Genomic DNA, 25,412 nt, shown 5'->3' with positions numbered 1-25,412 from the left:
TCGCCTCAGTTGACGGCCCAGGCCTCTGCAACGTAGCGTTTGTTTTTGTGTCTTTGGCCAATCAAGCGTCCATTTTATCACGATGCAATTCGAACAATCGGTTATCGACAATTTGGTCGCTTCACCTGCCGAAGCACTCAACGTCGAATTAAAGACATGGATTGAGCCCGCTCAGCCAGCAGGGGTCGAAAAGATTGTCAAAGCCACATTCGCGCTCCGCAATCGCAACGGCGGATACATGTTGATCGGCTTCGACGATAAGACGCTTGCACCAGATACTGCCAACAGGCCGTCGGACGTCCGGGCAATCTTCAACCTCGATGACATCCAAGCGATAATCTCGCGATACTCTCAGGAGCCATTTGAGATAGCTGTCGCGTTTGGCTCCCGCGATGGCAAGGAGTATCCCGTCATCGTCGTTCCGCCGGGCGTGAAGACACCGGTCGCAGCTACCCGCGATCTCCAGGATGGAGGTCGAACAAGAATTCGGGTCGGAGCAGTTTACTTCCGCACGCTTGCCTCAAACGGTGTCCCGAGCTCGTCTGAAGCGAGGCCGGCTGACTGGCGCGACATTCTGGAAATCTGCTTTGATAACCGGGAGGCCGATATTGGCCGCTTTCTGCGGCGGCACCTCGCGGGCCGCGACTTGCCCGGCCTGCTCGCAAGCCTTGCTCAGTACGGCACATCACTCCCGCCTCCCGTACCGACACTCTCTCAGCGCAGCACCACTCTTCTCGACGATGGCGAAAAGCTGTTTTCGAATGCAATCGGCGCAAGGCAACTTAGCGTCGAAGAACAACAGCTTGTGGATTCGGGTTCATGGAGTGTCGCGCTCGTCATTGAGCCGCCGCATGCCGCAGCGAAGCCGGATCAAACATTCATAAACACGATCGCATCAAGCAATCCAAACTACACGGGCTGGCCGGTGTGGCACGACACTCAGGGGGCAAGCAACGCTCTCAACCGTCCCAAAGTGACCGGCGGGTGCCTCGAGGCATTGATTTTTTCGATCGTGACGGGGTGGTCCGCTCACCTGGACTATTGGAGGCTCAATCCAAAGGGCGAATTCTACCTTCACCGGGTACTTCAGGATGATGGTGTTCCCGATAAAGTTCAGCCAAGAACAGCGCTTGATCCAGTTATAACTATCCTTCGTGTAACCGAAGCAATTGCTGTCGGTATTTCATACGCGAAGGCACTCGGTTGGGAACCCGATAAAACGACGCTCGCGTTTGCGTTTCGCTGGAGAGGGCTTGCAGGGCGTCAGCTCACTCGGTGGGCCGATCCCTTCGATACGATCATGGGTGGCACGGCGCATGATGATCAAGTCACAGCGCAGGTGGAGCTACCGCTCGACACGCCCTTGTCCGCTCTCGCTCCCGCCGTGGAAAAGGCGGTCGCCGATTTATTCGTTTCATTTGGCGGAGCCACAGTTCCAAGCGCTACGATTGAGCATTGGGTGCAGCGCCTTATCGAAAGGCGGCTCAACTGATCAAGAGCGTAGCTTCTTGACCAGCATCTCCCCGATCTTTTCGACGCCGGTGCTGATCGGCACATAACCGATGGTAGGGAGCAATCCTTCGAGATCGGTGTCATCGACCCGGATAGGCAAAATGTACTCGTTGCCTTTTTCGTCCAGAGCGCGCGCCTGGGCGCTCCGCGCTTCATGGATCGTCCACTTGCGTTCCCGGTATTCCTTCGAGATGAACATCACGCAAAATCGTGCCTTCTTCCGGAATATCTCGTCGAAGAACACCGTTAGGTTCTTCCCCCACAACTGCTCCGGATAGAAATCGTCATAGAAGACGGTGTACCCTGCCTCGCGCAATTGCTCTGCGAGCTTCTGCGCGTGCTCTCGCTCAGTGCCTGCAAACGAGATCGCGACGTCAAAATTGTCCGGAATCGGCGGCGCGGTCGGTTTGCCGGCCTGCTTCGGCGCCGCGGGCTTCACAGGCCGGATCACCTTTGTCGCGATGTCGGCTTTCATGCGCTCAGCCGGACGAACAAGCGGCAGGAATGGCATTCCGACGTTCTCCACTGCTGCATTCGCGGCAAGTAGACTTTCGATCCCGGGGGAGAAGCGGGTCAGGAGCGCATCGAAACAACGATGAGCGTGCTCCACATTCCCATCGAAAGGTCTGCCCTCGTTCTGTGCGAAACGCCGCGTCGTGAAGTAGCACGGCTCGAACTCGAATTCAGGACAACTGTGGAATTCTTGCAAGCCGAGGTATTTGAACACACCGGTAATTTCCGACGATGCGGGCAAGTGTTTCGGCCGGTAGTGCGTAATGAAGGCCTTGTCCCGGCCGGTATCAATGAACGTGAAGCGAAATTGAAAGCGATCGTCCTCAGTCGCTTTCATTGGCCGCACGTTCATTGCCGTGTGTCCGTCTCCGGAAATCTGCTCACTCACATGCGACGAACGTCCGCTCGGACGACCGTTGAAGAATCCCCAGCCCTCAGGCTGACGCAGTTGGAAGCCGCAGGCTTGCAGGGCCTCCTGCGCTCGGCCTACGTGCCCGTAGCCGGCGTTAAATGCACTCGCAAACTCCTGGAGATTGAAGTCTTCATTGACCCACTTGCAATAACATCGCTGGAAGCTGGTGAAGTTGCAGCGGTCGTGCCGCTGAAAGCCAAGATAGCCGAGGAAATCGGTCGTCTGTAGTCCTGCGGTCGAGTATGAGCTAGGGTTCACATGTAGGCTAAAGCCCTTGACGTCCTTGCCCCATTGGAGCCTTGCCAACACCACCTCTATGGTGCCGGCATTGATCTTGCTAATGACTTCTGCCTTTAGGGCGCTGTGGAGGTCGCGGTTCATGCAATAGGGCTATTTCTACAATTCGCGAGGAGATAATTTGCGGGAGAGATAGGGTGTTAGTCGGCTCATACAATTCCGCCGATGGTCAGAATATTTGTGACCATTGCTCGTTTTCCGCTTGCGATCGGACGACTCAGGTAGAGAGACGGCTAAACCGTCAGCTTCTTTAGATTTCGTAGCACGACAGCAGCGCTTTCCTCGCTCGATATGCCTCTCGTTGTCGCCAGTTGCTTCACTGTCTGTCCAACGTCGCGCGGCCTGGCGGGGTCCGCACCCTGGGACGTGAAGGGGCCATCGGTTTCGGTGAGAAGGCGGTCGATCGGCAGGGAGGTGACCAGCGCCCGACCCCGGTCCGTCGCCAGCATCTGACTGTTGATTGAGAAGTAGCAGCCGAGATCTGCGGCCCGCCTTGCGTCCGCGGCCGATCCTGTGAACCAGTGAAAGACGAATTTCGCGCGCCCCTCCGGAATCTCTTCTTCGATCAGGTCGAGTACCTTGGGAGCCGCGCGCACGCTGTGGATGGACAGGATTTTGCCGCCCGCCTGGGCGCAGGAGCGCAGGATGCGGCGGAAGACCTCAATCTGACGGTCCATCGACGCGTAGAAGCGGGGGCCGGCATCGAGACCAACTTCGCCGACGTATCGCGTTTCGGCAAGGAGCCTTTCCCAGAGATCGATCTCCCTCCAGCGCTCAGCCACCAACTGCGGATGCAGGCCGAGCGCGGCTCTGACGTATTTCGTGGACGAGGCGAGCTTGTTGTTACGCGCCCACGCCTTCGGGGTCGTGGTGACCGCGAGCGTGAAGATTCCGAGCCGGTCGCTCTCGGCGACCAACGCTTCGAAGTCAGGATAAAGGTCGAGGTGGCAGTGGAAGTCGACGAGCCTCATGCCGTCATCTCGGCCTCTGCCGCCGGTGAAAATGTCTCTACGTCGCGCAGCAATGCGCCTACCTCCGTGATACCGCGCGAATAAACTCCGGCCAGCCCGTCTAGGTCGGCGAGATCTTCGATCAGCGGTCCCGGTTTATGGACCAGAACACGGGCGAGATCGGGGCGGCCCGTGAGGCGCGCCGCGGCGTATTGGAACGCTCGCACCTGTCTGCCTTCCGCCGTCTGCGTACTCAACCGGTCATGGTGGATGTCGACCCGGTATCCGGTGGGATCAGCGCCGCGACCCCATGCGTGGTCGAAAGCGGCCTGGCGGATGATGCACGGGACGCAATGGCCACAATGGGTATGCCGCCCCGCTGCCGACTTGACCCAGCGGCCGGCCGCGGGGTGAGCGCAGGAGAGGGAGTCTCCGGCGAGTGCCCGCAGCAAATCCTGATTGAGGCAACCGTCCATCATCTCGCCCTTGGTCCTGTTCCAGTACCGATTGACGATGACGCCGTCGATGCCGACCTGCGACAATAGTTCGTTCCAGCGACGCAGATAGTAGGGATGGGTCGTGCGGGTGCTCAACGATCCGAGCCGGACTGCGTCGAGCGGGACGTTCAGCGCGATCAGGCCGTTCTCCGGGACTTCGAGCGAAAAATGGCGCGCCAGACCCGAGCCGGCCATGGCGGCGAGGGCGATGAAGAGGAAGGAACGGCCGCGGGTGCTCTCTTCGCGACCGACGCCTGGGGAGATTTTGTCGGTGAAGCTCATTCCCAGGCGGACGCGTTTCGGTTCGCGGTTGCCGTTACGGTACGCCGAAGCGACCTCGACAAACAGATCCTTCTGAGGTTTGCTTATCGCTCCGTCGCCGCCGTGGCTCACGAACAGAGGAGAGGAGCCCTGCTGCAGGCGATCTATCGCACCGATCAGACTGTCCAATCCGCCGGAGAAGAGCGCGACGCAGTCGAACCCGTGGTTCTGGAGTCCCGCAACTGGACGTCTGACGAAGTCGGCCATTCCTTCGGGGCGCGCCCTGAACAAGACCGTCCAGTGGTCGCCTGTCAGGAATCTGAGCATTTTCTCGAGCAGGGTGCGCTGGCCGGTCCAAAGTTTGGGATCTGATACCGGAACGCAGATGCCGAGCTCGCGCGTCCACGCGTCCTGCGACGTCTGCACGCGATTGATCCGCGTATCGGCGGCATGGACCATCGCCGCGAGGACCAGGATGTCGATGCTGACTTCGCTCGGATAGACGCCGAGCCTTCCGAGATTGCGGACGACGAGGCCCATCCCGTATCCCAGCGTTTGGTTGCCGCTGAGGAGATCGACGGGAAACTGTGCTTGCCAACGTCCTACAAGATCCGGCGGCTGGTCCGCTGGTCCCATATGACCGATCAAAGCGTATGCCGTCATCACGCGATCTCCGAGTGGTCTTCAGCTTCGAAACCGTTGTCCGAACTCTCGTGGTCCGATCCCTCCAGCAGGACGACCGAGCGTTCGTAGATGTCGTCGATGGTCGAAACGATGCGCTCGACGGGAAAATCTTCGCCCGCTTCCGCCATCGCGTCGTTCACGTTTCCGCGGATGTAGTCGTTGATCTGCTGTTCGACATTCTGGACAGAGGCGACATCGAGCGGAATCGAGACGACCTTGTTTCCGATCGCGTTCAGCAGACGGTTCTGGATCGCGTTCGTGATGAAGGAGGCGAGGAACGACACTGTTGTCTCGGGGGAGGGGCGTTCGAGATCCGCCTTGGCCTCGCTGATTTCGGTCAGCGCCTTAATGTAGGCCTCACGCGCGAACGACTCGTCGAGTTCGCCGCCCGGTTCGCAGATTACGTCGACGAGGGCGGCGTAGATGTCCTGGACCGGCAGTGTTGCCAACTGTGCGAAGCCGAGGCGGCGGACGGTTTCTTGGATGCCGGCAGTACCGGCGGTCGAAAGGATCCGCCCCAAGTTCGCGGTGGCGCTGCGTTCCGATGCCATGCGCTGCGTCGCTCGGCGTGCGCCGCCGCTCGACTTGCCAATGAACGAGCGGACCGCGCGGCGCAAGTTGCGATTGGTCCCGCCGCCGCGGCCTCCGCCAACGCCGCCGGCAGCACCGCCGCCGGCCTTGGCGAACTTGAAGAAGTTGGTGCGGGCGCTCTGGAAGCGGTTCGGAGCTGGCGCATCGCCATCACCCGGACCGCCGGAATTGTTACCGCCTGCAGGTGCATTGCTGGGATTTGCGTTTCCGGGGGCGGGGGCACCTGGAGGACCGCCTGGACCTGGCGCACCCGAAACTGGGGCGCCGGCGGGCGGAGAACCTCCGGGCGCGGGTCCGGCCCCACCGACCCAGTCCGGCACCAGCGGATTACGATTGTTGCCGCCGCCGAACGGGTTAGACGTTCCCATGGCCGCGACCCCCGCGTACCGGCCTCTTTGGCTCCAGCTCTGTCCGCAGCAACTGATTCTTGGTGGCTTTTCTCCACTTCTCGCGAAGGGCCTCGATGCGGGCCTTCGGGGCCGCTTCCGTCACGAAGGCATGCCCGGATGCGACCCACAGACCGACGCGATCGGGCGGCAGGGCTTCGAGGATATCGACGTACCGGCCCTGCAAGGGCGGGTGGGCCTCCACGACAACGGCAACGCCGGGCATGGCCGCCGGTCGAACGTCGAAATTCGGCGCCTCCCGCACTTTCCTGCGCAAGACATCGAAGATCAGGACCGCTTCCGCGAGATTGAGATTCTTGACGTCGGCGAGGGCGCCCTTGGCGGACATGTCGCCGCCGAGCAGCTTTTCCAGCAGCGCCAAGAGTTTGGACGGCAGGGGAGCGGCGGAGCCCAGATAGTTTTTCCTGTCCTTGATAACGAACAGGTACGGCTTGAGCGAAACCGCGCCGAGGTCCGGCTTGACCGATGCCCATCGCATGACGTCGGGGCGCGTCTTCCACTCGTCGATCACGGGGTTGGTGGCTTCGGACGCTCCATCTTTTTCGTCGTTCGCCGGCGCAGGCTCGGTGCTGCCGACCGCAGCGACCTTTTCGATCAGCGCAATCTCCGGACAGATGCCGTCCTCGGAGTTGGCTGCCGTCGTGGCGATGTGATCGAAAACAGTCTGGTGGAGGAACATCTCGGCCAGCATCACCTTCGCCAGGTGGGCCTGTTCGATGGCGTTGCCGAAGCCCCGTTCGTGAGCAACCGCGAGCCTGAGGGCGAGGGCGTTTAGGAAGCGTTTGATCTGCCGCGGATTGCCCTTCGTGCCGGCTGCCAGCACGGGGCTCACGCGATCGGCCATATTCAAAGCATCGACGATCTCGGCGAATCGATCTCCGACTGCGGTCTTGATCGCGTCGTGGTCGATCCCCTTGCCCTCCCACGGCTTGCTCAGGGCAGCGCGACCGAGGGCCAGCAATTTCTCAAACTCCGGCGATTGCTCGCCAAGGGCCCGGCCGAACAACAGAAGCGTGACGTAGATACCGGTCTCGGTTTCGCCGAGCGCCGGGATCCGAAAAGGCACCTGAAGAAGTTTTTCGAGGTAGGACCGGGTGTAATTCTGGCCGGACTCGCGCGCATTGTTCGACGCGACGTCGATCTCGGGAAGGTTCTTGAAGTGATCGCGGACCGCGATCTCGATCATGCCTTCGTCGGCGCCGACGATGAAGGCCGTCTTGTCCCACAAGACGAACAGCCTGATAGCCTCGAGCGTCTCGATCGCGGTCTGAGGCAGGCAGCGGTCGAGGTCGTCGATAAGGACGACGAGGCGCTTGATGCCGGCCTTCTTGATTAGCTCCTTGTACGCTTCCCTGAACTCTCTGATCTCGGTGGGGACGCTCCGCCCGGCGGGTTCGTCGTCCTTTTCCCTCTTAAAATCCTCGATCGACTTGATGGCCGCCTCGCGGGCGTCCTTGTCCATCACTAGGTTCTTCACATGCTCGATCGAAGAACTGACGAGGTCGTCGAGCCCGATGAGCGGGATTCCCGTGAAAGCGGTCAGCGCCAAGCCGCCGCCTTTCTTGGCAACTTTCAGCCAGTCGACACTTTTCAAGATGCGTTTGACTTCATCCGCGGCCTTGGTCGCGAGAGAACGCTTCTCGATGAGGCCGTTCACGACGCCCTCGATCAACGCGATCTTGGCGTCCTCGAACCCTTGAAATTGCCAGCCGCTGAACTTCAGACAAAGCACGTCGCCATCTTCGGGGAAGGCTTTTTCGACCATCTCCAGCACGCTGGATTTTCCGGCGCCCCAGTCGCCGTGGACGCCGATCGTGACCGCGGAATCGACCGTCTCGTCGATCAGCCGGACGATGGTTTTTGCGATCGCCTCGTTGTTGAGGAGATCGACCTTGGTCTCCTGGTCGCTCAGATAGCCGAGCGGTGAACCTTTCGCCGTCGTCACGCGATCCTCCATTGCCCGGGTCCCTTTGCTGCGCGGGTCGCCCTGGTCATTGACAACACCGAGCGCCAAGGGACCCACCAATGAGCAGCGTGGTGTGGGCGCTTCTTGTGCACGGATGGTTTGAGACACAGAGCTGGTCGCCCTGAAGAAATTGCGTTCGCTCTCGCTCGCGGACCACAAAATCAATTCACGCCTGTATAGTAATGGTTGCAATTACCTGGTTCCAAACGCCTAAAATTCAACATATCCCCCACATGTGGTGTCGCTCGCAAGCATTTTCGGTAGATATTGCGCCAAATCCCCACAACCATATGTAGAGCGCTCTCGAGCCGCCGCTCATCCTGGGCTCCAACCAGATTCTTTTTATATGTCAGGGTCTTGCATGAAGAAGCTCGCGATTTACCTCGACGGAACGTTCAATACTCTCAACAACAACACCAACGTTTGGCGGCTCAAATCGCTAACGGCAGAGACCACCGACCAGCGCGTCTACTACTCACAGGGGGTCGGCACTATCCGCGGCGAGGCGGTCCGTGGAGGAGTTGCCGGCTACGGCATCGACGATGAGATCATCCAAGCCTACACTTGGCTCATAGAGAACTTCGACGACGGCGACGAGATCTTCATCTTCGGCTTCAGCCGCGGCGCCTACACGGCTAGGTCGCTGTCAGGACTGATCAGCAAGTGCGGAATCCAGCGGCTCGGCGCGCCTTTGTCCATAGAGCAGTTGTACGCCCGGTACCGGCTGTACGTTGCCCCGACCATCAGGTCGCTGCTCAGAGAGCCTCTGCCTGCGGACGCTTCGATCGAGGAGAGGTGGCTCACGAAGTATTCGCAGCCAACGAAGATCAAGTTCGTCGGGCTCTGGGACACGGTCGGGTCGATGGGCATCCCCGTCGGCAGCGCCGAAGCCAAGGTCCACAAGTACCGTTTCCTCGACACCCATCTGCGCCTCGACAACGAGCACGCGTTCCATGCGTTGGCGCTCGACGAGCACCGCGCGAACTTCAACGCGACGTTCTGGACGCGGACCGTAAAAACAGGCGAGGTGGGGGCGCCCGTGCGCGCTATCGATCACGTCGAACAGCGCTGGTTCGTCGGCTGCCACGCGAACGTCGGCGGCGGCTACGCGAGCGATCCGCTCTCCCAGCGTCCGTTGGTCTGGCTCATGGATAAAGCCGGCGCGCTGGGCCTCGCCTATCGGGACAAGGTCGAGATTGACGTGACGGAGAAGGCCCCGGCGATCAACGATTCCTACAGCGAGTTTGGGAAGGGGCTCTACCACTTGTTCTCGAAACGGTTCTTCCGCCCGGTTGGCCCCCCGCCGGAGACAGGGACCGCGGCGACGACGTCCCGGATCAATGAGACCATCGACGGCTCGGTGTTCGACCGCTGGCGCAGCGACGCCAAGTACCGTCCGGCAAATCTGGTCGCGTGGGCCGAGGCGAAGACGATAGATCCCGCCAAGCTGTTCGGCGCTGTTATGGCGGCCGACCCAGGAGTCGCCGTAAGGTGACGCTGGCACCTCCGATCGCGCGGTATGTTACCGTGCGATCAAGCGGACGTAGCTTCCCATAGCTTTCGTCCCCAGATCTCCGGCGACGAACACCGGCGGATCCAAGTCGAATAGGGACAGAGCAGGGTTCCGGTCAAGATTCCGCGCGACAGCGGTCCAGAAGAGTTAGCCTCCGGCCGGCAGCCACCGCAGCTGCTGTGGGCATCTCACGCAAAGGACCGGCTCAGCTCCACGAACGCCCTGTGCGATGAGCGCCCGCTTCACGCCGGTGCCAAAGTTCAGTAACGGGCGGTCTAACGTCAGTGTCAAACTTCAGTCTCGGCTTCCAACGCCACCAGCACAACTCTCGAGCCGCCCAAACGGAAAGGGGCAATGTTGTCAACGGAAGCCGTGCCAAAATCGAAACGCGCCAGTGCCAAAATCAAGCGCGTACGACAGTGTGATCGCCGTCCGGCTGCGCTGCATCAGCCAATCCGTAATTCGCATAAGGTATATTATGGAATATATTTATATCGAATTAGATCAGTTATTTAGGTCGAAGTTCTGCCACGTCGCCTTCACTCCAGCACCAATCTTGGGTCGTGCCATCGCAGATGGCCTGCAATCTTGACGCCTACTGTGCATGGGGTTGTTTTCGCGTTTTGGATCGCGGCTGGGCACGCCGAAAGCCGATATTGCCGCGACCTTGTCCGGCTGCAATAAGCGAGCTTCGCGAGATCGCAGATGACTGCTGACCAGACGGCCGTATAGGTTTGCGTCTCATAACAAGAACAAACTTCCGAGGAAGCAGACCCATGAGTTTTTCCCGCCGCACGCTTCTCAAGGCCACCGCCGCGACCGCCTTTTTTGGCGGCGTCAGCGCGCCCTATGTGGCGCGTGCCCAGGCTGCCGAGTTCACCTACAAGTACGCCAACAACCTGCCTGACTCGCACCCGCTGAACGTCCGCGCCAAGGAGATGGCTGCGGCGATCAAGCGCGAGACCGGCGGCAAGTTCGACCTCCAGATCTTCCCGAACAACCAGCTCGGGTCCGACACCGACATGCTCAGCCAGATCCGCTCCGGCGGCGTCGAGTTCTTCACGCTGTCGGGCCTGATCCTGTCGACCCTGGTTCCGGCCGCGTCCATCAATGGCATCGGCTTCGCTTTCCCGGATTATGACACGGTCTGGAAGGCCATGGACGGCGACCTCGGCGCCTTTGTCCGCGGCGAGATCAAGAAGGCAGGTCTCGAGGTCATGGACAAGATCTGGGACAACGGCTTCCGCCAGACCACGTCGTCGACCAAGCCGATCACCGGGCCCGATGACTTCAAGGGCTTCAAGATCCGTGTCCCGGTGTCGCCGCTGTGGACCTCGATGTTCAAGGCGTTCGACGCCGCGCCCGCCTCGATCAACTTCGCCGAGGTCTATTCCGCGCTCCAGACCAAGATCGTCGAGGGCCAGGAGAACCCGCTGGCGATCATCTCGACGGCAAAGCTCTACGAGGTGCAGAAATACTGCTCGCTGACCAACCACATGTGGGACGGCTTCTGGTTCCTGGCCAACCGCAAAGCCTGGGCTGCGCTGCCTGACGGCATCAAGACCATCGTCGCCAAGAACATCAACGCCGCCGCCCTCAAGGAGCGCGAGGATACCGCCAAGCTGAACGCCAATCTCCAGCAGGAACTCGCAGGCAAGGGCCTGACCTTCAACCAGCCCACGGTCGCGCCATTCCGCGACAAGCTGCGCTCCGCCGGCTTCTATGCCGAGTGGAAGGGCAAATATGGCGAGCAGGCCTGGGAGCTGCTGGAAAAGGCCGTCGGCAAGCTGTCGTAACGCGTTGGGGCCGTCATGGCTCAGGTCGGGGTTCAGGTGACCGAAGTGGTGGGCGAGGTGGCTGTTCAGTCCCCTCGCCGATCTTCGTTGCTGGCCTCGCTGGAACGCATTCTCGGCCTCGCCGTCGAGATCCCCGCGGCGATCCTGGTCGTGACCGAGATCGTGATCCTGTTTGCCGGCGTGGTCGCGCGCTACGGCTTGCACCGGCCGCTGATCTGGTCGGACGAGCTGGCCTCAATCCTGTTCCTGTGGCTGGCCATGCTGGGCGCGGCGGTGGCGTTCCGCCGCTCCGAGCACATGCGCATGACCGCGATCGTCGCCAGCGCCGGGCCTGCGATGCGGGCCTGGCTCGATCTGGTGGCGGTCTCTGCCGCGTTGGCGTTCCTCGCGATGATCGTCTGGCCGGCCTACGACTACGCGTACGAAGAGAGCTTCATTACCACGCCGGCGCTCCAGATATCGAACATGTGGCGCGCCGTCGCGCTGCCGGTCGGGCTCTGCCTGATGGCGGCATTCGCGCTGCTGCGTCTGGTGCGCGCGGCCGACTACCGGATGGTGCTGACAGCCGTGTTGTCGGTTGCTCTCGTGGCCGGGCTGTTCTGGCTGGCACAGCCCTACCTGCGGCCGCTCGGCAACCTTAACCTCCTCATCTTCTTCGTCGGCGTCGCTGGCTTTTGCGTCTTCGCCGGCGTTCCCATTGCGTTCGGCTTTGGCCTTGCGATCTTCGGCTATCTGGCGCTGACCACGCACACGCCGGTCATGGTCCTGGTCGGACGGATGGACGAAGGCATGAGCCATCTCATCCTGCTGTCCGTGCCGCTCTTCGTGTTTCTGGGCCTGCTGATCGAGATGACCGGCATGGCCCGGGCCATGGTGGCGTTCCTGGCGAGCCTGCTCGGCCATGTCCGCGGCGGCCTGCACTATGTGCTGGTCGGCGCCATGTACCTGGTCTCCGGGATATCCGGCGCCAAGGCCGCGGACATGGCTGCGGTCGCGCCCGTGCTGTTTCCTGAGATGAAGCAGCGTGGTGCCAGGCCCGGCGATCTCGTCGCGCTGCTGGCGGCGACCGGCGCCCAGACTGAAACCATTCCGCCAAGCCTGGTGCTGATCACGATCGGCTCGGTCACCGGCGTCTCGATCGCCGCCCTCTTCACCGGCGGCCTGCTGCCGGGCGTCGTGCTCGCGTTCACGCTCTGTATGCTGGTGTGGTGGCGCTATCGCCACGAGGACATGAGCCATGTTCGCCGCGCCACTGGTAGCGAGATCGGCAAGACCTTCGTCATCGCCCTGCCCGCGCTCGCACTGCCCTTCGTGATCCGATACGCCGTCGTCGAAGGCATTGCGACTGCCACCGAAGTCTCCACCATCGGCATCGTCTATGGCGCCCTCGTCGGCCTGATCATCTACCGCCGCTTCGACTGGCAGCGGCTGTTTCCGATGCTGGTCGAGACGGCGGCGCTGTCGGGTGCGATCCTGCTGATCATCGGCACGGCCACAGGCATGGCCTGGGGCCTGACGCAATCAGGCTTCTCGCGCTCGCTGGCCTCCGCCATGACCGGATTGCCAGGGGGCGCTGCGACCTTCATCGCCGTGTCGATCCTGGCCTTCACGATCCTCGGCAGCGTGCTGGAGGGCATTCCTGCGATTGTGCTGTTCGGGCCACTGCTGTTTCCGATCGCACGCGCCGTCGGCGTGCACGAGGTGCACTACGCCATGATCATCATTCTGGCGATGGGTATCGGGCTATTCGCTCCGCCGTTCGGCGTCGGCTATTATGCCGCTTGCGCCATCGGACGCGTCGACCCGGCCGAGGGCATCAAGCCGATCTGGGGCTATCTGCTGGCGCTGCTGGTGGGATTAATCGTCGTCGCGGTGTTCCCCTGGATCTCGATCGGATTCCTGTAACGCACGGCGTCAAGGAGGAGGGTGTCGATGAGTGATCGGCAGAACCAGTACAATATCGGCCTCGACAAGACCCCCGCCAATTACGTGCCGCTGTCGCCGCTGAGCTTCCTTGCGCGCAGTGCCGCTGTGTATCCCGATCACGTCAGCACGGTCTATGAGGGCCGCAGCTTCACCTGGCGCCAAACGCATCAGCGTTGCAAGCGCTTTGCCTCCTATCTTGCCGGCAAGGGCATCGGCGTCGGCGACACGGTCGCTGCGATGCTGCCGAACATCCCGGCAATGAACGAGGCGCATTTCGCGGTCCCCATGACCGGCGCGGTGCTCAACGCACTCAACATCCGCCTTGATGCGCCTTCGATCGCGTTTCAGCTCGACCACGGTGGCGCCAAGATCATTCTGGTTGATCCTGAATTTTCAGGCGTGATCACCGATGCGCTGGAACAGATGGCCGGACCGAAGCCGTTCGTGATCGACGTCGACGATACCGCCTTCAAGGGTGGTAAGCGCATCGGCGAGATCGAGTACGAGTCCGCCCTCGCCCAAGGTGATCCGAATTTCACGGCGATCCTTCCGAGCGACGAATGGGACGCGATCGCGCTGAGCTATACCTCGGGCACCACGGGCAATCCCAAAGGCGTCGTCACCCATCATCGCGGCGCGTATCTCAACGCCGTCAGCAACATTCTCGCCGGCAATCTCGGCCAGCATCCGGTCTATCTCTGGACCTTGCCAATGTTCCATTGCAACGGCTGGTGCTTCCCCTGGACGCTTGCAGCGGCCGCCGGCATCAATGTTTGCCTGCGCAAGGTCGAGCCGACCAAGATCTTCGAGTTGATCGGGCGGCATGGCGTCACCCACATGTGCGGCGCGCCGATCGTGTACAACACGCTGATCAATGCGCCCGATGCGCCAAGAGGCAACGCGGCCCGCCGCGTCGTCGGCCTGATCGCCGGCGCAGCGCCGCCGGTTGCAGTGCTTGAAGGCGCCGAAAATATCGGCATCAAGCTCACGCATGTGTACGGCCTGACCGAGGTCTACGGCCCCGCCTCCGTCTGCGCCGAACAGCCCGGCTGGGACGAGTTGCCGCCCGCCGAGCGCGCCAAGATGAAGCGCCGGCAGGGCGTGCCCTACCCGCTCGAGGAAGGCGTCACCGTCATCGATCCGCAGACAATGCAGGAGGTGCCGCGCGACGGCGAGACCATCGGCGAGGTCATGTTTCGCGGCAACATCGTGATGAAGGGCTATCTCAAGAACGAGAAGGCGACGAAAGAAGCGTTCGAGGGCGGCTGGTTTCACACCGGCGATCTCGGCGTGCTCGACGAGCACGGCTACGTCATCATCAAGGACCGCTCCAAAGACATCATCATTTCCGGCGGCGAGAACGTTTCGTCCGTCGAGGTCGAGGACATCCTCTACAAGCACCCGGCCGTGCTGTTCGCCGCCGTCGTCGCCAAGCCCGATCCGAAATGGGGCGAGGTGCCTTGCGCCTTCGTCGAGCTGAAGGACGGCGCCAGCGCGAGCGAGGCCGAGATCATCGCCTTCTGCCGCACGCATATGAGCGGCTTCAAGACGCCGAAGGCCGTCGTGTTCGGACCAATCCCGAAGACGTCGACGGGCAAGATCCAGAAATTCCTTTTGCGCAACGAGGTTGGATCGGCGAAGGCGATCTCGACCTAGTTTAGCAGTGGTACGCTGCTGGCAGGCTAGTGCGTCTCCAGCCTTAAGCCGTCATAGGCCGGCACCACGCTCGCGGGTAGCTTCTGCCGGATCACCTCATAATCGACATCCGCCGTCATGTTGGTGATGACGGCGCGCTTGGGCTTGAAGCGCTCGATCCACGACAAGGCGTCGCTGATGCTGAAATGGCTGACATGCTGGGTGTAGCGCAGGCCATCGACGATCCATAGATCGAGGTTTTCCAAAGCGTCCCAGCTCTCCCGGGGGATGTCGTTGAGGTCAGGCGTGTAGGCTGCATTGCCGATGCGATAGCCGAGCGCTGGAATGTTGCCGTGCTGGACCAGAAAGGCGGTCATGGTCACCTCGCCGCCCTTGCCGCTGATGATCTGGCTCCCGCCGGCCTCGATCGAATGCCTGACGAGGATCGGCGGATAGTCGCTGCCCTCCGGCGCGATGAAGCAATAGGAGAACCGCGCCAGGATGTCTTTCGCGGTCGACTGATTGAAATAGACCGGAATGCGCCTGCGCATGTGCATCACGACCGGACGCAGATCGTCCATGCCGTGGGTCTGATCGGCATGTTCATGCGTCAGGAACACCGCGTCGATGTGGTCGACATCGGTCGAGATGAGCTGCTCGCGCAGGTCGGGCGAGGTATCGATCACAATGCGCGTGGTGCCGTGATGAGATGTCTTTTCGACCAGCAGCGAGCAGCGGCGGCGGCGGTTCTTGGGGTTGGTGGGATCGCATGCGCCCCAGCCGAGGGCGGGACGCGGCACACCGGCGGAGGAGCCGCAGCCCAGGATCGTCAGCGTCAGCGTCATGCGGCTACCAACCTCAAGCTTTCACCTTGGAGAACAGGCGGAAGAAATTTTCAGTCGTCTGACGTGAAATCTCATCGAGCGACACGCCACGCGTTTCGGCCAGCACCTTGGCGACCTCGACCACATAGGCCGGCTCGTTGCGCTTGCCCCGGAACTTGCCCGGCGCAAGGTAAGGCGAGTCTGTTTCAACCAGAATACGGTCAGCAGGTAGTTCGGCCGCGAGCGCGCGCAGAGTATCCGACTTCTTGAAGGTCAAGATGCCCGTGAATCCCACATAGAGCCCGAGCGACACCGCCTTGAGCGCCAGCTCACGCCCGCCGGTGTAACAATGCAGCACGGCGCGAAACGATCCCGTTGCCGCCTCCTCCTCCAGGATGCGGGCGCAATCCTCATCCGCCTCGCGGGTGTGGATCACCAGCGGCAGGCCGGTGGCGCGCGCGGCGGCGATATGGGCACGAAAGCCCCTCGCCTGCGCCTCCGGTGAGCTATCATCGTAGAAATAGTCGAGCCCGGCTTCGCCGAGCGCGATCACCTTGGGATGCCGTGTCAGCGCGATCAACTCGTCCGGCGAGATGCCGTCTTCCTCATCCGCATTGTGCGGATGGGTGCCGACCGAGCAATAGACGTCATCATAGCGCTCGGCGATGGCGAGAAGCTGACCGAGCTTTCGCACCCGTGTCGAGATCGTGACCATGCGGCCAATCCCGGCCGCGCGGGCACGCGACACGATCCCGTCGAGATCCTCCGCAAAGTCCGGGAAATCCAGATGGCAGTGACTGTCGACCAACATCTCCGAGTATCGCTTTCCAAACAAATCCTGAGGCCAGCCGGGACCAGCCGTTCACAGGTAGGGGAAGCGTCAGGGGACGTCAACGGGACCGACAACCGCTCATCCGGGCCGGTTCCGAAGCACGTGCAATCTAACGCGGAGGCCAAGTGAAGGCAGCGCGATCAGAGGTCCAGCACTTCGCGCACCTTACGCGCGAGCTTGTCGCTCTTGTAAGGCTTTTGCAGCAGATGAATCCCAGGATCGAGGCGGCCATGATGGGAGATCGAGTTCTCGGTGTAACCCGATGTGTACAAAATCTTGATGCCGGGGGCCATCTGCCCCACCCGCTCTGCGAGTTGCCTTCCGGTCATGCCGCCAGGCATTACGACGTCTGTAAACAAGAGATCGGGAGAACCGGAACGCGACACCTCCTGCAGCGCAGACGGCCCATCGCTGGCCTCGGTCACTGTATAGCCCAGGCGGCGCAATTGCTGGACCGCGAACATCCGCACGTGAGGATCGTCCTCCACGACGAGGATCGATTCAGTGCCCGTCGCAAGGGTTGCAGGAGCACGGGCTGGCTGAGCGGCAGTGATCGCATCGGCTTTGGCACGCGGCAAAAAGATCTTCACGCAGGTGCCGTGTCCGACCTCGCTGTAAATCTGGATGTGTCCGCCCGTCTGCTTGACGAAGCCGTGCACCATGCTCAGCCCAAGTCCCGTCCCCTTGCCGACCGGCTTGGTTGTGAAAAACGGCTCGAAAATCCGGTCAAGGACTTCGGGCGCTATGCCGCTTCCCGTATCGGACAAAGCCATCATGACGTATTGGCCTGGATTGACCTCCACGCTATGCGCGGCATAGTCGTCCGACAGTTCGACATTGCTGGTCTCGATCGTCAGCTTGCCTCCCTGCGGCATTGCATCGCGCGCATTCAGAACGACGTTGAGGATCGCAGTCTCCATTTGACGGATATCTGCGGTTACTGCCCACAATGACTTCATCAAACGAAGATCGACCTCGACGTTCTCGCCGATCGTACGCCGTAGCAGCGCGTTCATGCGCGTCACGACCTCGTTCAGATCAAAAGTGCTCGGCTCGAGAGCCTGGCGTCGGGCGAAGGCAAGCATCAGCTGTGTCAAACTTGCGCCACGTTCAGCGGCTGCAACAATTGGCTCGACCAGCTTGCGATGCGCATCGTCGCTCTTCATCTCGTCAAGCAAGACCTCTGCATTGCCGAGAATGACCGTCAACAGATTGTTGAAGTCGTGGGCGACCCCGCCTGTCAGCTGCCCGATTGCCTGCATCTTCTGCGCCTGCAACAGCTGCGCTTCCATCCGCTTGCGATCCGTAATGTCCTCGGTCAAGAAGGCAACACCGCCAATGTTGCCGAGGGTATCAAACCAGGGGCGCACCTCCCAACGTAGCCATTGCACGCGCCCGTCGACCCTCGTGAAAGAATCTTCATCGGCACGAAGAGTCTCGCCCGCAAGCGCGCGGCGATGAATGTCGCGCCAGCGATCCGGGATCTCAGGAAAGACCTCATAGTGTGACAGCCCGCGCAGGTCCTGCCCGCCAAGGCCATAGTCCGCAAGCCACCGGTCGCTGTAGACGAGGTAGCGCAGCTCTCTATCAAGTATCGCAATCGCGGCGGGGGCATACTTGATGAAATACCTCAGGCGTCTTTCGCTCTCGCGCAAGGCTTCTGCCGCCTTTTGCTGGAGAGCCTCAAGAGCCCTGCGCTCCGAAATGTCCCTTACCGCAGCGATCGCGGCGGACCGATCGGCCATCGCAATTGGACTGAGACTGATCTCGGCCGGAAATTCCGTCGAATCTTTGCGGCGTCCCCACAGCAACAGACCACCGCCCATCATGCGGGTCTTCGGTTGCGTGAAGTAGGCACTCAGATGGGGCAAATGTCCGCTACGAAATCGCTCCGGGATCAGTATGCTGACGGGCTTGTCCACGAGATCTTCAGGCGCGTACCCAAAAATATCCTGGACGCGGTCGCTGGCGAACTCGATCACACCGGCGTTGTTGACCATGAGCACCGCGTCCGGACTCGCCGCGAGGACCCCTCTGAATCTCGCTTCGCTCGCGCGCAAATCGGCTGCTGCCTTGGTCCGATGCGCGAACTCCTTGCCGAATTTCAGCGCGCGTAGCCGCTGTTGCAGTTTGAGCCATAGCGAGGTTTTCAATTCTCCGGAAGCCTCGCCAGCGTCTCGGGTATCCGGATAGCTCAAATCCCACCTACCATGCGGCTCTCAAGGTCGCTTCCAGGCGAACGACGCAATATCGAGCTAACCATTTCCCTTGGCACGTTGCAGTCCCTGCGGCGACTGCAAACCGGCGCCGCTAAAGCCTCGGACCTCTCATTGGCATGCGTCACCTTATCGTTGCAATGGATGCGTCCCCCAATCGAACGCCGCGAGGCAACCTGGCCCTGCTGCTTCCCGTATGAGAAGCAGAGACCTGCGTTTCGTTTGCAATGATCTGAATCAATGACGCGAATCGAATCTCGCGTTTGACACCGGTCGCAGAGCGATGCCGCCTATCTCGATACCGATTTTCGGCCAACGGCGATGGCTGGCAGGTCCTGATACACCTGCAATCGCTTCGTGGTGAGACGACCCGGTTTCCGAATCGCATCACCACAAGGTTGCGTAAGGCTAGGCCGCGGGCTCGATGTAGCGCGGGAACGCTGGCGTCGGTGCTGGCAGTGTCGTGCCGGGAGCGATACGCTTCTCGCCGCCGAGCATCGCGAAATTGCGCTCGGCTGCCGGGATGCCGAGGCTATCGAGCAGCAGCCCTGATGCGGTCGGCATCGCGGGCTGGGCCAGGATCGCGATCTGGCGCACAACTTCGGCGGTGACATAGAGCACCGTCTTCTGCCTGACAGGATCAGTCTTGGCGAGCGCCCATGGCGCCTCGCCCGCGAAATAGCGATTGGCTTCCGCGACCACGGCCCACACGGCATTGAGCCAGTGATGGATCTGCTGCGTCGCCATGGCTTCGCGCGACGCGGCAATCATGCCGTCTGCCATCGCCAGGATCGCCTGATCGTTGTCGCTGAACGCGCCGGGCTCCGGCAGCACGCCGCCAAGCTGTTTTGCGATCATCGACAAAGAGCGTTGCGCGAGGTTGCCGAGATCGTTGGCGAGATCGGCATTGATGCGCGCGACGATGGCCTCATGGTTGTAGTTGCCGTCCTGGCCGTAGGACACCTCGCGCAGGAAGAAATAGCGCATCTGGTCGACGCCGTACTGGTCGGCGAGATTGAAGGGATCGACGACGTTGCCGACCGACTTCGACATCTTCTCGCCCCTGTTGAAGAGGAACCCGTGGGCATAGACCCGCTTCGGCAGCGCAAGGCCGGCCGACAGCAGGAACGCCGGCCAGTATACGGCGTGGAAACGGATGATGTCCTTGCCGATGATATGCACGTCCGCCGGCCAGTAACGCCAGTTCTTGTCGCTTTCGTCGGGGAAGCCGACGCCGGTGATGTAGTTGGTCAGCGCGTCGACCCAGACATACATCACATGCTCTTCGTTGCCTGGCACCTTCACGCCCCAATCGAAGGTGGTGCGCGAGATCGAGAGATCGCGCAGGCCTCCCTTGACGAAACTTACCACCTCGTTGCGGCGCGCATCCGGGCCGACAAATTCAGGATGGTCCGCATAAAGCTTCAGCAGCTTGTCCTGATAGGCCGACAGGCGGAAGAAATAGCTCTTCTCCTCGACCCATTCGACCGGCGTGCCCTGCGGTCCGAGGCGTACGCCATCGTCATTCAGGCGTGTTTCATCCTCGGCGTAATAGGCCTCATCACGCACCGAGTACCAGCCCGAATAGGTGTCGGCGTAGATGTCGCCATTCGCTTCCATGCGCCGCCAGATCTCCTGGCTCGAGCGATGATGCTGCTCTTCGGTGGTGCGAATGAAGCGGTCGAACGAGACGTTCAGGCGCTGATCCATCTCCTTGAAGCGGTTGGCATTGCGGGTCGCAAGTGCGGACGGGGACAGGCCCTCGTTCTGCGCGGTCTGAACCATCTTCTGGCCGTGCTCGTCCGTGCCGGTCAGGAAGAACACGTCCTTGCCGTCGAGCCGGGCGAAGCGCGCCAGCACGTCGGCCGAGATTGCCTCATAGGCGTGCCCGATATGCGGGCTGCCGTTGGGATAGGCGATGGCGGTCGAGATGTAGAAGACGTTGTCGCGAGCGGGCGCGGCCGCGGGCTTATCCGCTTTCGGTGCGGCCATCAGCTTCGGCGCCTTGGGTTTTGACACTTTGGGCTTCGCGGCTTTTGGCGGCGCGGCGATCGGAGCCGGTGCGGCGATCACGGCGGGCTCAGCCACTCTTGCCTTCTTGACCGCATTCTTTGCAGGAGCTTTAGCTGGTTTCTTCGCCGCTTTCTTGGCGACGACCTGCTTCTTCGCAGCCTTCTTGCTGGCCTTCGTTGCCGTCTTCGCAGCGCTGTTCTTCACGCCCCTCTTGGCGACAGCCTTCTTGGTTTTCTTGACCTTCTTGGCAGCCTTGCGCGCCAGTGCCTTCACGGCCTTCTTGGCGACCTTCTTTGCAGCCTTCTTGCTGCTCTTGCCCTTGGCGGCTTTCTTAGCTCGTGTTGCCACGACAAATTCCTTTACCGGCTTCCCGAAATTTGGAAACGAACCTGCGTTAGGTTGTTATTTCGAGCATGATCCTCTTGGAAAAACCGCTACGCACTTTTCCGAATCATGCTCTAGCGCGTTGCGTCCGCCAGCCAGCCGAACACCGAGAAAACCAGGGGCTTTCGCTCCAGATTGTAGGTTTCGGTGTCGCGCGCGGCGCGGACGATCTTTTCCCATACCTCGCTCAAGCGCGCAAGGCGCGGCAGGTTCTGGTTGGCATTGGCATCATCTGCATGCAGGCGGTCCGCAATCCAGCGATCGATGCCGTCGACGAAGGCGGCAAGCGCTACGCGGTCGCTGGTGCCGAGGGACTCACCAAGCGTGTGCAGATCACGCGGATCGACCTCCGGCAACCGTGCCAGCAGCGCCGCCGTGCGCTGCTGGAGCTTCAACGCGTCGCCGCCGAGCAGCGTCAGCGCGCGCGAGACGCTGCCCTCGGAGGCCTCCGCTGCCTCGCGCAGCGCCAAATCGGTCGGCGGGATGTCGGCAGCCGCAGCGGCCGCGCCAATGACCTCGTCGGTAGTCAGTGATCGCAAGCGCAGCTTGCGGCAACGCGACTGGATGGTGGCGAGCACGCGAGCCGGTGCCTGGCTCACCAAAAGGAACAGCGATCGCTGCGGCGGCTCCTCGAGGATCTTGAGCAGCGCATTCGCCGCATTGGGATTGAGCTCGTCGACGGTGTCGACGATGCAGACGCGCCAACCCTCCGCTGCTGCCGTCGAGCCGAAGAACGCGATCGTCTCGCGGGTCTCGTCGACCGTGATGACCGTGCGCATCACCCCGCGGTCGTTGGCGGTGCGCTCCAACGTCAGCAGGCCGCCATGCGAGCCGGCTGCGACCTGTCGCGCCACGGCGTCATCAGGATCAATGGCGAGGTCTTCGGCGGTCTGCACGGCCGCCGCCAGCGGCTGGCCGTGGGCGAGCACGAAGCGCGCCATACGATAGGCCAGCGTTGCCTTGCCGATCCCCTGTGGGCCGCCGATCAACCAGGCATGCGGGATGCGCCCGCTGCGATAGGCGGTCAGCAGTGCCGTCTCGGCCTCGCGATGGCCGAATAGGAGGCTGGTCTCGCGGGGATGCGGGATAGCGCTCTCGCGCTCGGCCTGACGCGGGCTCATGCCGAAATCACCGATGCTGGCGTCGGCAGGAGGCGTTCGCGCAGCGCGGCCCAGACGCGGCCGGCGACCGTATCAGGATCGGAATTGGCGTCGATCAGCACGCAGCGCGCGGGATCATCCGCGCCGATCTTGCGATAGGCCTCGCGCAGGCCCTGGTGGAATGCAAGCTTCTCGCCCTCGAACCGGTCAGGCGTGCCGCTGCCGCGCCGTGCCGCCGCGCGTGCCAGGCCGATCTCGACTGGCAGATCGAGGATGATGGTGAGATCAGGCTTGAGATCGCCGATGGTGACCCGCTGCATCGCGTTGATCAGCCCGGCAGGCACGCTGCCGAGGCTGCCCTGATAGGCTCGTGTCGAGTCGGCGAAGCGGTCGCACAGCACCCAGACGCCTTGTTTGAGCGCGGGCTCGATCACGGTGCGGACGTGGTCGTCGCGCGCGGCCGCGAATAGCAGCGTCTCGGCTTCGGGCCCGAGTAGCTTGCCCATCCCCGACAGCACCAGATGGCGCATGATCTCGGCGCCGGGCGAGCCGCCGGGCTCGCGCGTGACCAGGGTCCGCAATCTGGTCGCGCTGAGACGCTCGGCGAGTTTCTTGATCTGGGTCGACTTGCCGGTCCCCTCGCCGCCTTCAAAGGTGATGAAGCGTCCGCGCCCGGACGGCCGCTGTCCCGTGCTCTCACTCATCGTCAAAGCTTCTCGGCGCCCGCGCGGAACATGCCGATCACGAGCTCGCTGGCGCCGTCGATCGCGCGCCGCATGGTCGAGCCGGTGCCGATCGATTCTGCCGCGTAGACCGGCGTTTCCACCGCGATATTGCCGCTGCGCCAGACCTTGACCACGCCGACCCGCTGGCCCTCCTGAATCGGTGCACGCACGGGACCGCTATAGACAATGCGTGCGATCAGCTTATCGCCGCCGCTCTTGTGCACCATCACCTTCACCGGCTCTTTCGCAACCAGCTTCACCGAGCGGCTCTCGCCGCCAAACACCTTGGCGTAACCGACGGGCTGGTCAGCTGCAATCAGCGTCCGGGTCTCGAAATTGCGAAAACCCCATTCCAGCATCTTCTTGGCTTCGGTGGCACGATCCTCGATATCCTCAAGCCCGTTGACGACGACGATCAACCGCGTACCGTTCTGCACCGCCGAGCCGACCATGCCATAGCCGCCCTCCTTAGTGTAACCGGTCTTGAGGCCGTCGGCCCCTTCCATCGAATTGAGCAGCGGATTGCGGTTGGGCTGACGGATCTTATTCCAGGTGAACTCCTTCTCGCCGAACAGTTTGTAGAACTCCGGGAAGTCCAGGATGATGTGCCGCGCGAGCATACCGAGCTCGCGCACCGTCATCTTGTTGCCGGGGTCGGGCAAGCCGTTAGAATTGGCAAAGGTCGACTTGGTCATGCCGAGCTCGCGGGCGCGCTTGGTCATGAAGTCGGAGGCGAAGATCTTCTCGTTGCCGGCAATGCCTTCGGCGAGCGCGATGCAGGCATCGTTGCCGCTCTGGATGATCGCACCGTGCAGGAGGTCGTCGACCGAGACCTTGCTGTTGATGGCTGCGAACATGGTCGAGCCGCCGGAGGGCGCCCCGCCCCTGCGCCAGGCATTCTCGCTGATCCGATATTCGTCGGTCAGCTTAATGTCGCCCTTCTTGATCGCGTTGAACACGACCTCCGCGGTCACGAGCTTCATCATGCTGGAGGGCGCGCGCAGCTCGTCGGCATTCTTTTCGAACAGCACGCTGCCGCTGGAGGCCTCGATCAGGATCGCCGTGGGGGCGTCGCCGTCGAAGCCGGCATCTTCGGTTTTCTTGGCGCCCTGGACGCTTTGATTGGCGGCATAGAGCACCCCGCCCCAGCTGAGGCTCACGGCAAGCGCCGCCGCGACCAGCCCGCGCGCCCACGCTCCGGCTGTAAACCGGGGATGGCTGAGCAGGATGAGATGAAATGCCATGGCGAAGCCCTGAGAGCCGCGTTCTAACAAACGGAACCGGTGCGAACAACACGAGGATCGGCGCTTGCCCCGAGATTGCACGATTCTCGTCGCATCTCTATCGTGACACCTCATGTTTCCTGACCAAACCCCTGAAACAAGGCGAAAAAGCGATGTCCACGACTCGCGTGATCAAGGCCAACGGAATCGACCTCTTCATCCGCGAAGCCGCCGGCCAGGGACCGCTCGTGGTGCTGTGCCATGGCTGGCCGGAACTGTCGCATTCGTGGCGACATCAGATCCCGGCGTTGGCGGCCGCGGGCTTTCACGTTGTGGCCCCCGACATGCGCGGCTTTGGCCAGAGCACGGCGCCGCCGGACGTATCAGCCTATTCGATCTTTGACCTGGTGGGCGACGTCGTCGGCCTGGTCAAGGCGCTCGGCAAGACCAAGGCAATGGTGGTCGGCCACGACTGGGGCGCCCCGGTCGCCTGGCATGCGGCCCTGTTCCGTCCCGACATCTTCACGGCGGTCGCGGGCCTGAGCGTGCCGCCGCCGTTCCGCGGACGCGGTCGGCCGCTCGAGCTGCTGCGCCAGGGCGGCATTACCAATTTCTACTGGCAGTATTTCCAGGCGCCCGGTGTCGCCGAGGCCGAGTTCGAGCAGGACGTCGCCCGCACCATGCGCATGGTACTTGGCGGCCGCGGGCTTGCCGACCCGAATGCCGCGATGTTCGTGCAGGAGGGCAAGGGCTTTCTCGGTCATGCGACTGCCGACGCGCCGCTACCGGCGTGGTTGAGCGAGGACGATCTTGCTCATTTTACCGAAAACTTCCGCAAGTCCGGCTTCCGCGGCGGACTGAACTGGTACCGCAATATCGACCACAATTGGGAGCTGACCGCGCCCTGGCAGGACGCGCAGATCCACCAGCCCTCCCTCTTCATCGCCGGCGCACAAGACGCCGTCATCACCGGCCTGATCGGCGCCAAGCGCGCCAACGAACTTGAGCGCGTGCTGCCCAATCTCACGCGAAAGCTGATCATCGAGGGCGCGGGCCATTGGGTGCAGCAAGAGCGGCCCGACGAGGTCAACGCCGCGCTGGTCAGATTCCTGCGCGAAGCGTCGTCGCACTAGGC

The 25,412-nt window shown here is 62.0% G+C and carries 18 protein-coding genes; 6 read left to right on the top strand and 12 right to left on the bottom strand.

Annotation, left to right across the window (positions count from 1 at the left end; translation table 11 throughout):
* The first annotated feature begins 82 nt into the window (after window positions 1-82).
* Complete coding sequence (locus tag L6637_RS02170) at window positions 83-1,492, top strand: AlbA family DNA-binding domain-containing protein (RefSeq protein WP_237868938.1); 1,410 nt, start codon at window positions 83-85, stop codon at window positions 1,490-1,492.
* Here L6637_RS02170 and L6637_RS02165 read toward each other — a convergent pair whose 3' ends face one another.
* The 5 genes from L6637_RS02165 to qatA all read right to left on the bottom strand — a co-directional run bounded on the left by L6637_RS02165 (window position 1,493) and on the right by qatA (window position 8,081).
* Window positions 1,493-2,818, bottom strand: coding sequence for a TIR domain-containing protein (locus L6637_RS02165; protein ID WP_237868937.1), 1,326 nt, complete (start codon window positions 2,816-2,818; stop codon window positions 1,493-1,495).
* Window positions 2,819-2,967: 149 nt separating this feature from the next.
* Window positions 2,968-3,705, bottom strand: a complete 738-nt coding sequence (gene qatD / locus L6637_RS02160) for a Qat anti-phage system TatD family nuclease QatD (protein WP_237868936.1) — start codon at window positions 3,703-3,705, stop codon at window positions 2,968-2,970.
* Window positions 3,702-5,105 carry a Qat anti-phage system QueC-like protein QatC gene (gene qatC / locus L6637_RS02155; RefSeq protein WP_237868935.1) on the bottom strand — a complete coding sequence of 468 codons (1,404 nt, stop codon included), beginning with the start codon at window positions 5,103-5,105 and terminating at the stop codon, window positions 3,702-3,704. Before qatC ends, qatD begins: the two co-directional genes overlap by 4 nt.
* On the bottom strand, window positions 5,105-5,743 hold the full coding sequence (qatB, locus tag L6637_RS02150) for a Qat anti-phage system associated protein QatB (RefSeq protein WP_237868934.1): 639 nt from the start codon (window positions 5,741-5,743) through the stop codon (window positions 5,105-5,107). The genes qatC and qatB overlap by 1 nt, the downstream gene beginning before the upstream one ends.
* A 328-nt stretch (window positions 5,744-6,071) precedes the next feature.
* A complete protein-coding gene (gene qatA / locus L6637_RS02145) occupies window positions 6,072-8,081 on the bottom strand; it encodes a Qat anti-phage system ATPase QatA (protein WP_237868933.1) in 2,010 nt (669 codons plus the stop codon).
* Between the two features lie 370 nt (window positions 8,082-8,451).
* Between qatA and L6637_RS02140 the strand changes: the two genes are divergently transcribed.
* From L6637_RS02140 to L6637_RS02125, 4 genes are all read left to right on the top strand, one after another.
* The gene (locus L6637_RS02140) at window positions 8,452-9,585 is read left to right on the top strand and encodes a DUF2235 domain-containing protein (RefSeq protein WP_237868931.1); all 1,134 of its coding nucleotides are present in this window, start codon (window positions 8,452-8,454) and stop codon (window positions 9,583-9,585) included.
* A gap of 794 nt (window positions 9,586-10,379) precedes the next feature.
* The gene (locus tag L6637_RS02135; RefSeq protein WP_237868930.1) at window positions 10,380-11,399 is read left to right on the top strand and encodes a TRAP transporter substrate-binding protein; all 1,020 of its coding nucleotides are present in this window, start codon (window positions 10,380-10,382) and stop codon (window positions 11,397-11,399) included.
* Between the two features lie 15 nt (window positions 11,400-11,414).
* Window positions 11,415-13,304, top strand: a complete 1,890-nt coding sequence (locus tag L6637_RS02130; RefSeq protein ID WP_237868929.1) for a TRAP transporter large permease — start codon at window positions 11,415-11,417, stop codon at window positions 13,302-13,304.
* Between the two features lie 27 nt (window positions 13,305-13,331).
* Window positions 13,332-14,981, top strand: a complete 1,650-nt coding sequence (locus tag L6637_RS02125; RefSeq protein ID WP_237868928.1) for an acyl-CoA synthetase — start codon at window positions 13,332-13,334, stop codon at window positions 14,979-14,981.
* A gap of 26 nt (window positions 14,982-15,007) precedes the next feature.
* Here the strand turns inward: L6637_RS02125 and L6637_RS02120 are convergent, their stop codons facing one another.
* The 7 genes from L6637_RS02120 to L6637_RS02090 all read right to left on the bottom strand — a co-directional run bounded on the left by L6637_RS02120 (window position 15,008) and on the right by L6637_RS02090 (window position 24,298).
* Window positions 15,008-15,805, bottom strand: coding sequence for an MBL fold metallo-hydrolase (locus L6637_RS02120; RefSeq protein WP_237862407.1), 798 nt, complete (start codon window positions 15,803-15,805; stop codon window positions 15,008-15,010).
* A 13-nt stretch (window positions 15,806-15,818) separates the two neighbouring features.
* Window positions 15,819-16,595 (bottom strand): TatD family hydrolase, encoded by a 777-nt coding sequence (locus tag L6637_RS02115; RefSeq protein ID WP_237868927.1) that lies wholly within the window; start codon window positions 16,593-16,595, stop codon window positions 15,819-15,821.
* A 161-nt stretch (window positions 16,596-16,756) separates the two neighbouring features.
* Entirely contained in the window at window positions 16,757-18,814 is a 2,058-nt protein-coding gene (locus tag L6637_RS02110; protein WP_237868926.1) for a hybrid sensor histidine kinase/response regulator, read from the bottom strand.
* Between the two features lie 426 nt (window positions 18,815-19,240).
* Complete coding sequence (metG, locus tag L6637_RS02105; protein ID WP_237868925.1) at window positions 19,241-21,193, bottom strand: methionine--tRNA ligase; 1,953 nt, start codon at window positions 21,191-21,193, stop codon at window positions 19,241-19,243.
* A gap of 110 nt (window positions 21,194-21,303) precedes the next feature.
* The gene (locus tag L6637_RS02100) at window positions 21,304-22,350 is read right to left on the bottom strand and encodes a DNA polymerase III subunit delta' (protein WP_237862403.1); all 1,047 of its coding nucleotides are present in this window, start codon (window positions 22,348-22,350) and stop codon (window positions 21,304-21,306) included.
* Window positions 22,347-23,033, bottom strand: a complete 687-nt coding sequence (tmk, locus tag L6637_RS02095) for a dTMP kinase (RefSeq protein WP_237868924.1) — start codon at window positions 23,031-23,033, stop codon at window positions 22,347-22,349. The genes L6637_RS02100 and tmk overlap by 4 nt, the downstream gene beginning before the upstream one ends.
* Before the next feature lie 2 nt (window positions 23,034-23,035).
* The gene (locus L6637_RS02090) at window positions 23,036-24,298 is read right to left on the bottom strand and encodes a D-alanyl-D-alanine carboxypeptidase family protein (RefSeq protein WP_237868923.1); all 1,263 of its coding nucleotides are present in this window, start codon (window positions 24,296-24,298) and stop codon (window positions 23,036-23,038) included.
* Window positions 24,299-24,450: 152 nt separating this feature from the next.
* Here L6637_RS02090 and L6637_RS02085 point away from each other — a divergent pair, with 152 nt between their 5' ends.
* On the top strand, window positions 24,451-25,410 hold the full coding sequence (locus L6637_RS02085) for an alpha/beta fold hydrolase (RefSeq protein WP_237868922.1): 960 nt from the start codon (window positions 24,451-24,453) through the stop codon (window positions 25,408-25,410).
* The last annotated feature ends 2 nt before the right edge of the window (window positions 25,411-25,412 follow it).

The sequence above is a fragment of the Bradyrhizobium zhengyangense genome (assembly GCF_022012435.1).
Lineage (GTDB): Bacteria > Pseudomonadota > Alphaproteobacteria > Rhizobiales > Xanthobacteraceae > Bradyrhizobium > Bradyrhizobium zhengyangense.
The sequence above is the reverse complement of the archived record's forward strand: the minus strand, read 5'-3'. Positions and strand labels throughout refer to the sequence as shown.

What these genes read in the sequence shown, in the direction of transcription:
- L6637_RS02140 (WP_237868931.1), top strand. Translation starts at nt 8,452, where the DNA reads ATGAAGAAGCTCGCGATTTACCTCGACGGAACGTTCAATACTCTCAAC.
- L6637_RS02115 (WP_237868927.1), bottom strand. Translation starts at nt 16,595, where the DNA reads ATGTTGGTCGACAGTCACTGCCATCTGGATTTCCCGGACTTTGCGGAG.
- L6637_RS02085 (WP_237868922.1), top strand. Translation starts at nt 24,451, where the DNA reads ATGTCCACGACTCGCGTGATCAAGGCCAACGGAATCGACCTCTTCATC.
- tmk (WP_237868924.1), bottom strand. Translation starts at nt 23,033, where the DNA reads ATGAGTGAGAGCACGGGACAGCGGCCGTCCGGGCGCGGACGCTTCATC.
- L6637_RS02130 (WP_237868929.1), top strand. Translation starts at nt 11,415, where the DNA reads ATGGCTCAGGTCGGGGTTCAGGTGACCGAAGTGGTGGGCGAGGTGGCT.
- L6637_RS02165 (WP_237868937.1), bottom strand. Translation starts at nt 2,818, where the DNA reads ATGAACCGCGACCTCCACAGCGCCCTAAAGGCAGAAGTCATTAGCAAG.
- qatA (WP_237868933.1), bottom strand. Translation starts at nt 8,081, where the DNA reads ATGGAGGATCGCGTGACGACGGCGAAAGGTTCACCGCTCGGCTATCTG.
- L6637_RS02125 (WP_237868928.1), top strand. Translation starts at nt 13,332, where the DNA reads ATGAGTGATCGGCAGAACCAGTACAATATCGGCCTCGACAAGACCCCC.
- L6637_RS02100 (WP_237862403.1), bottom strand. Translation starts at nt 22,350, where the DNA reads ATGAGCCCGCGTCAGGCCGAGCGCGAGAGCGCTATCCCGCATCCCCGC.
- L6637_RS02135 (WP_237868930.1), top strand. Translation starts at nt 10,380, where the DNA reads ATGAGTTTTTCCCGCCGCACGCTTCTCAAGGCCACCGCCGCGACCGCC.
- qatC (WP_237868935.1), bottom strand. Translation starts at nt 5,105, where the DNA reads ATGACGGCATACGCTTTGATCGGTCATATGGGACCAGCGGACCAGCCG.
- L6637_RS02120 (WP_237862407.1), bottom strand. Translation starts at nt 15,805, where the DNA reads ATGACGCTGACGCTGACGATCCTGGGCTGCGGCTCCTCCGCCGGTGTG.
- qatD (WP_237868936.1), bottom strand. Translation starts at nt 3,705, where the DNA reads ATGAGGCTCGTCGACTTCCACTGCCACCTCGACCTTTATCCTGACTTC.
- L6637_RS02170 (WP_237868938.1), top strand. Translation starts at nt 83, where the DNA reads ATGCAATTCGAACAATCGGTTATCGACAATTTGGTCGCTTCACCTGCC.
- L6637_RS02090 (WP_237868923.1), bottom strand. Translation starts at nt 24,298, where the DNA reads ATGGCATTTCATCTCATCCTGCTCAGCCATCCCCGGTTTACAGCCGGA.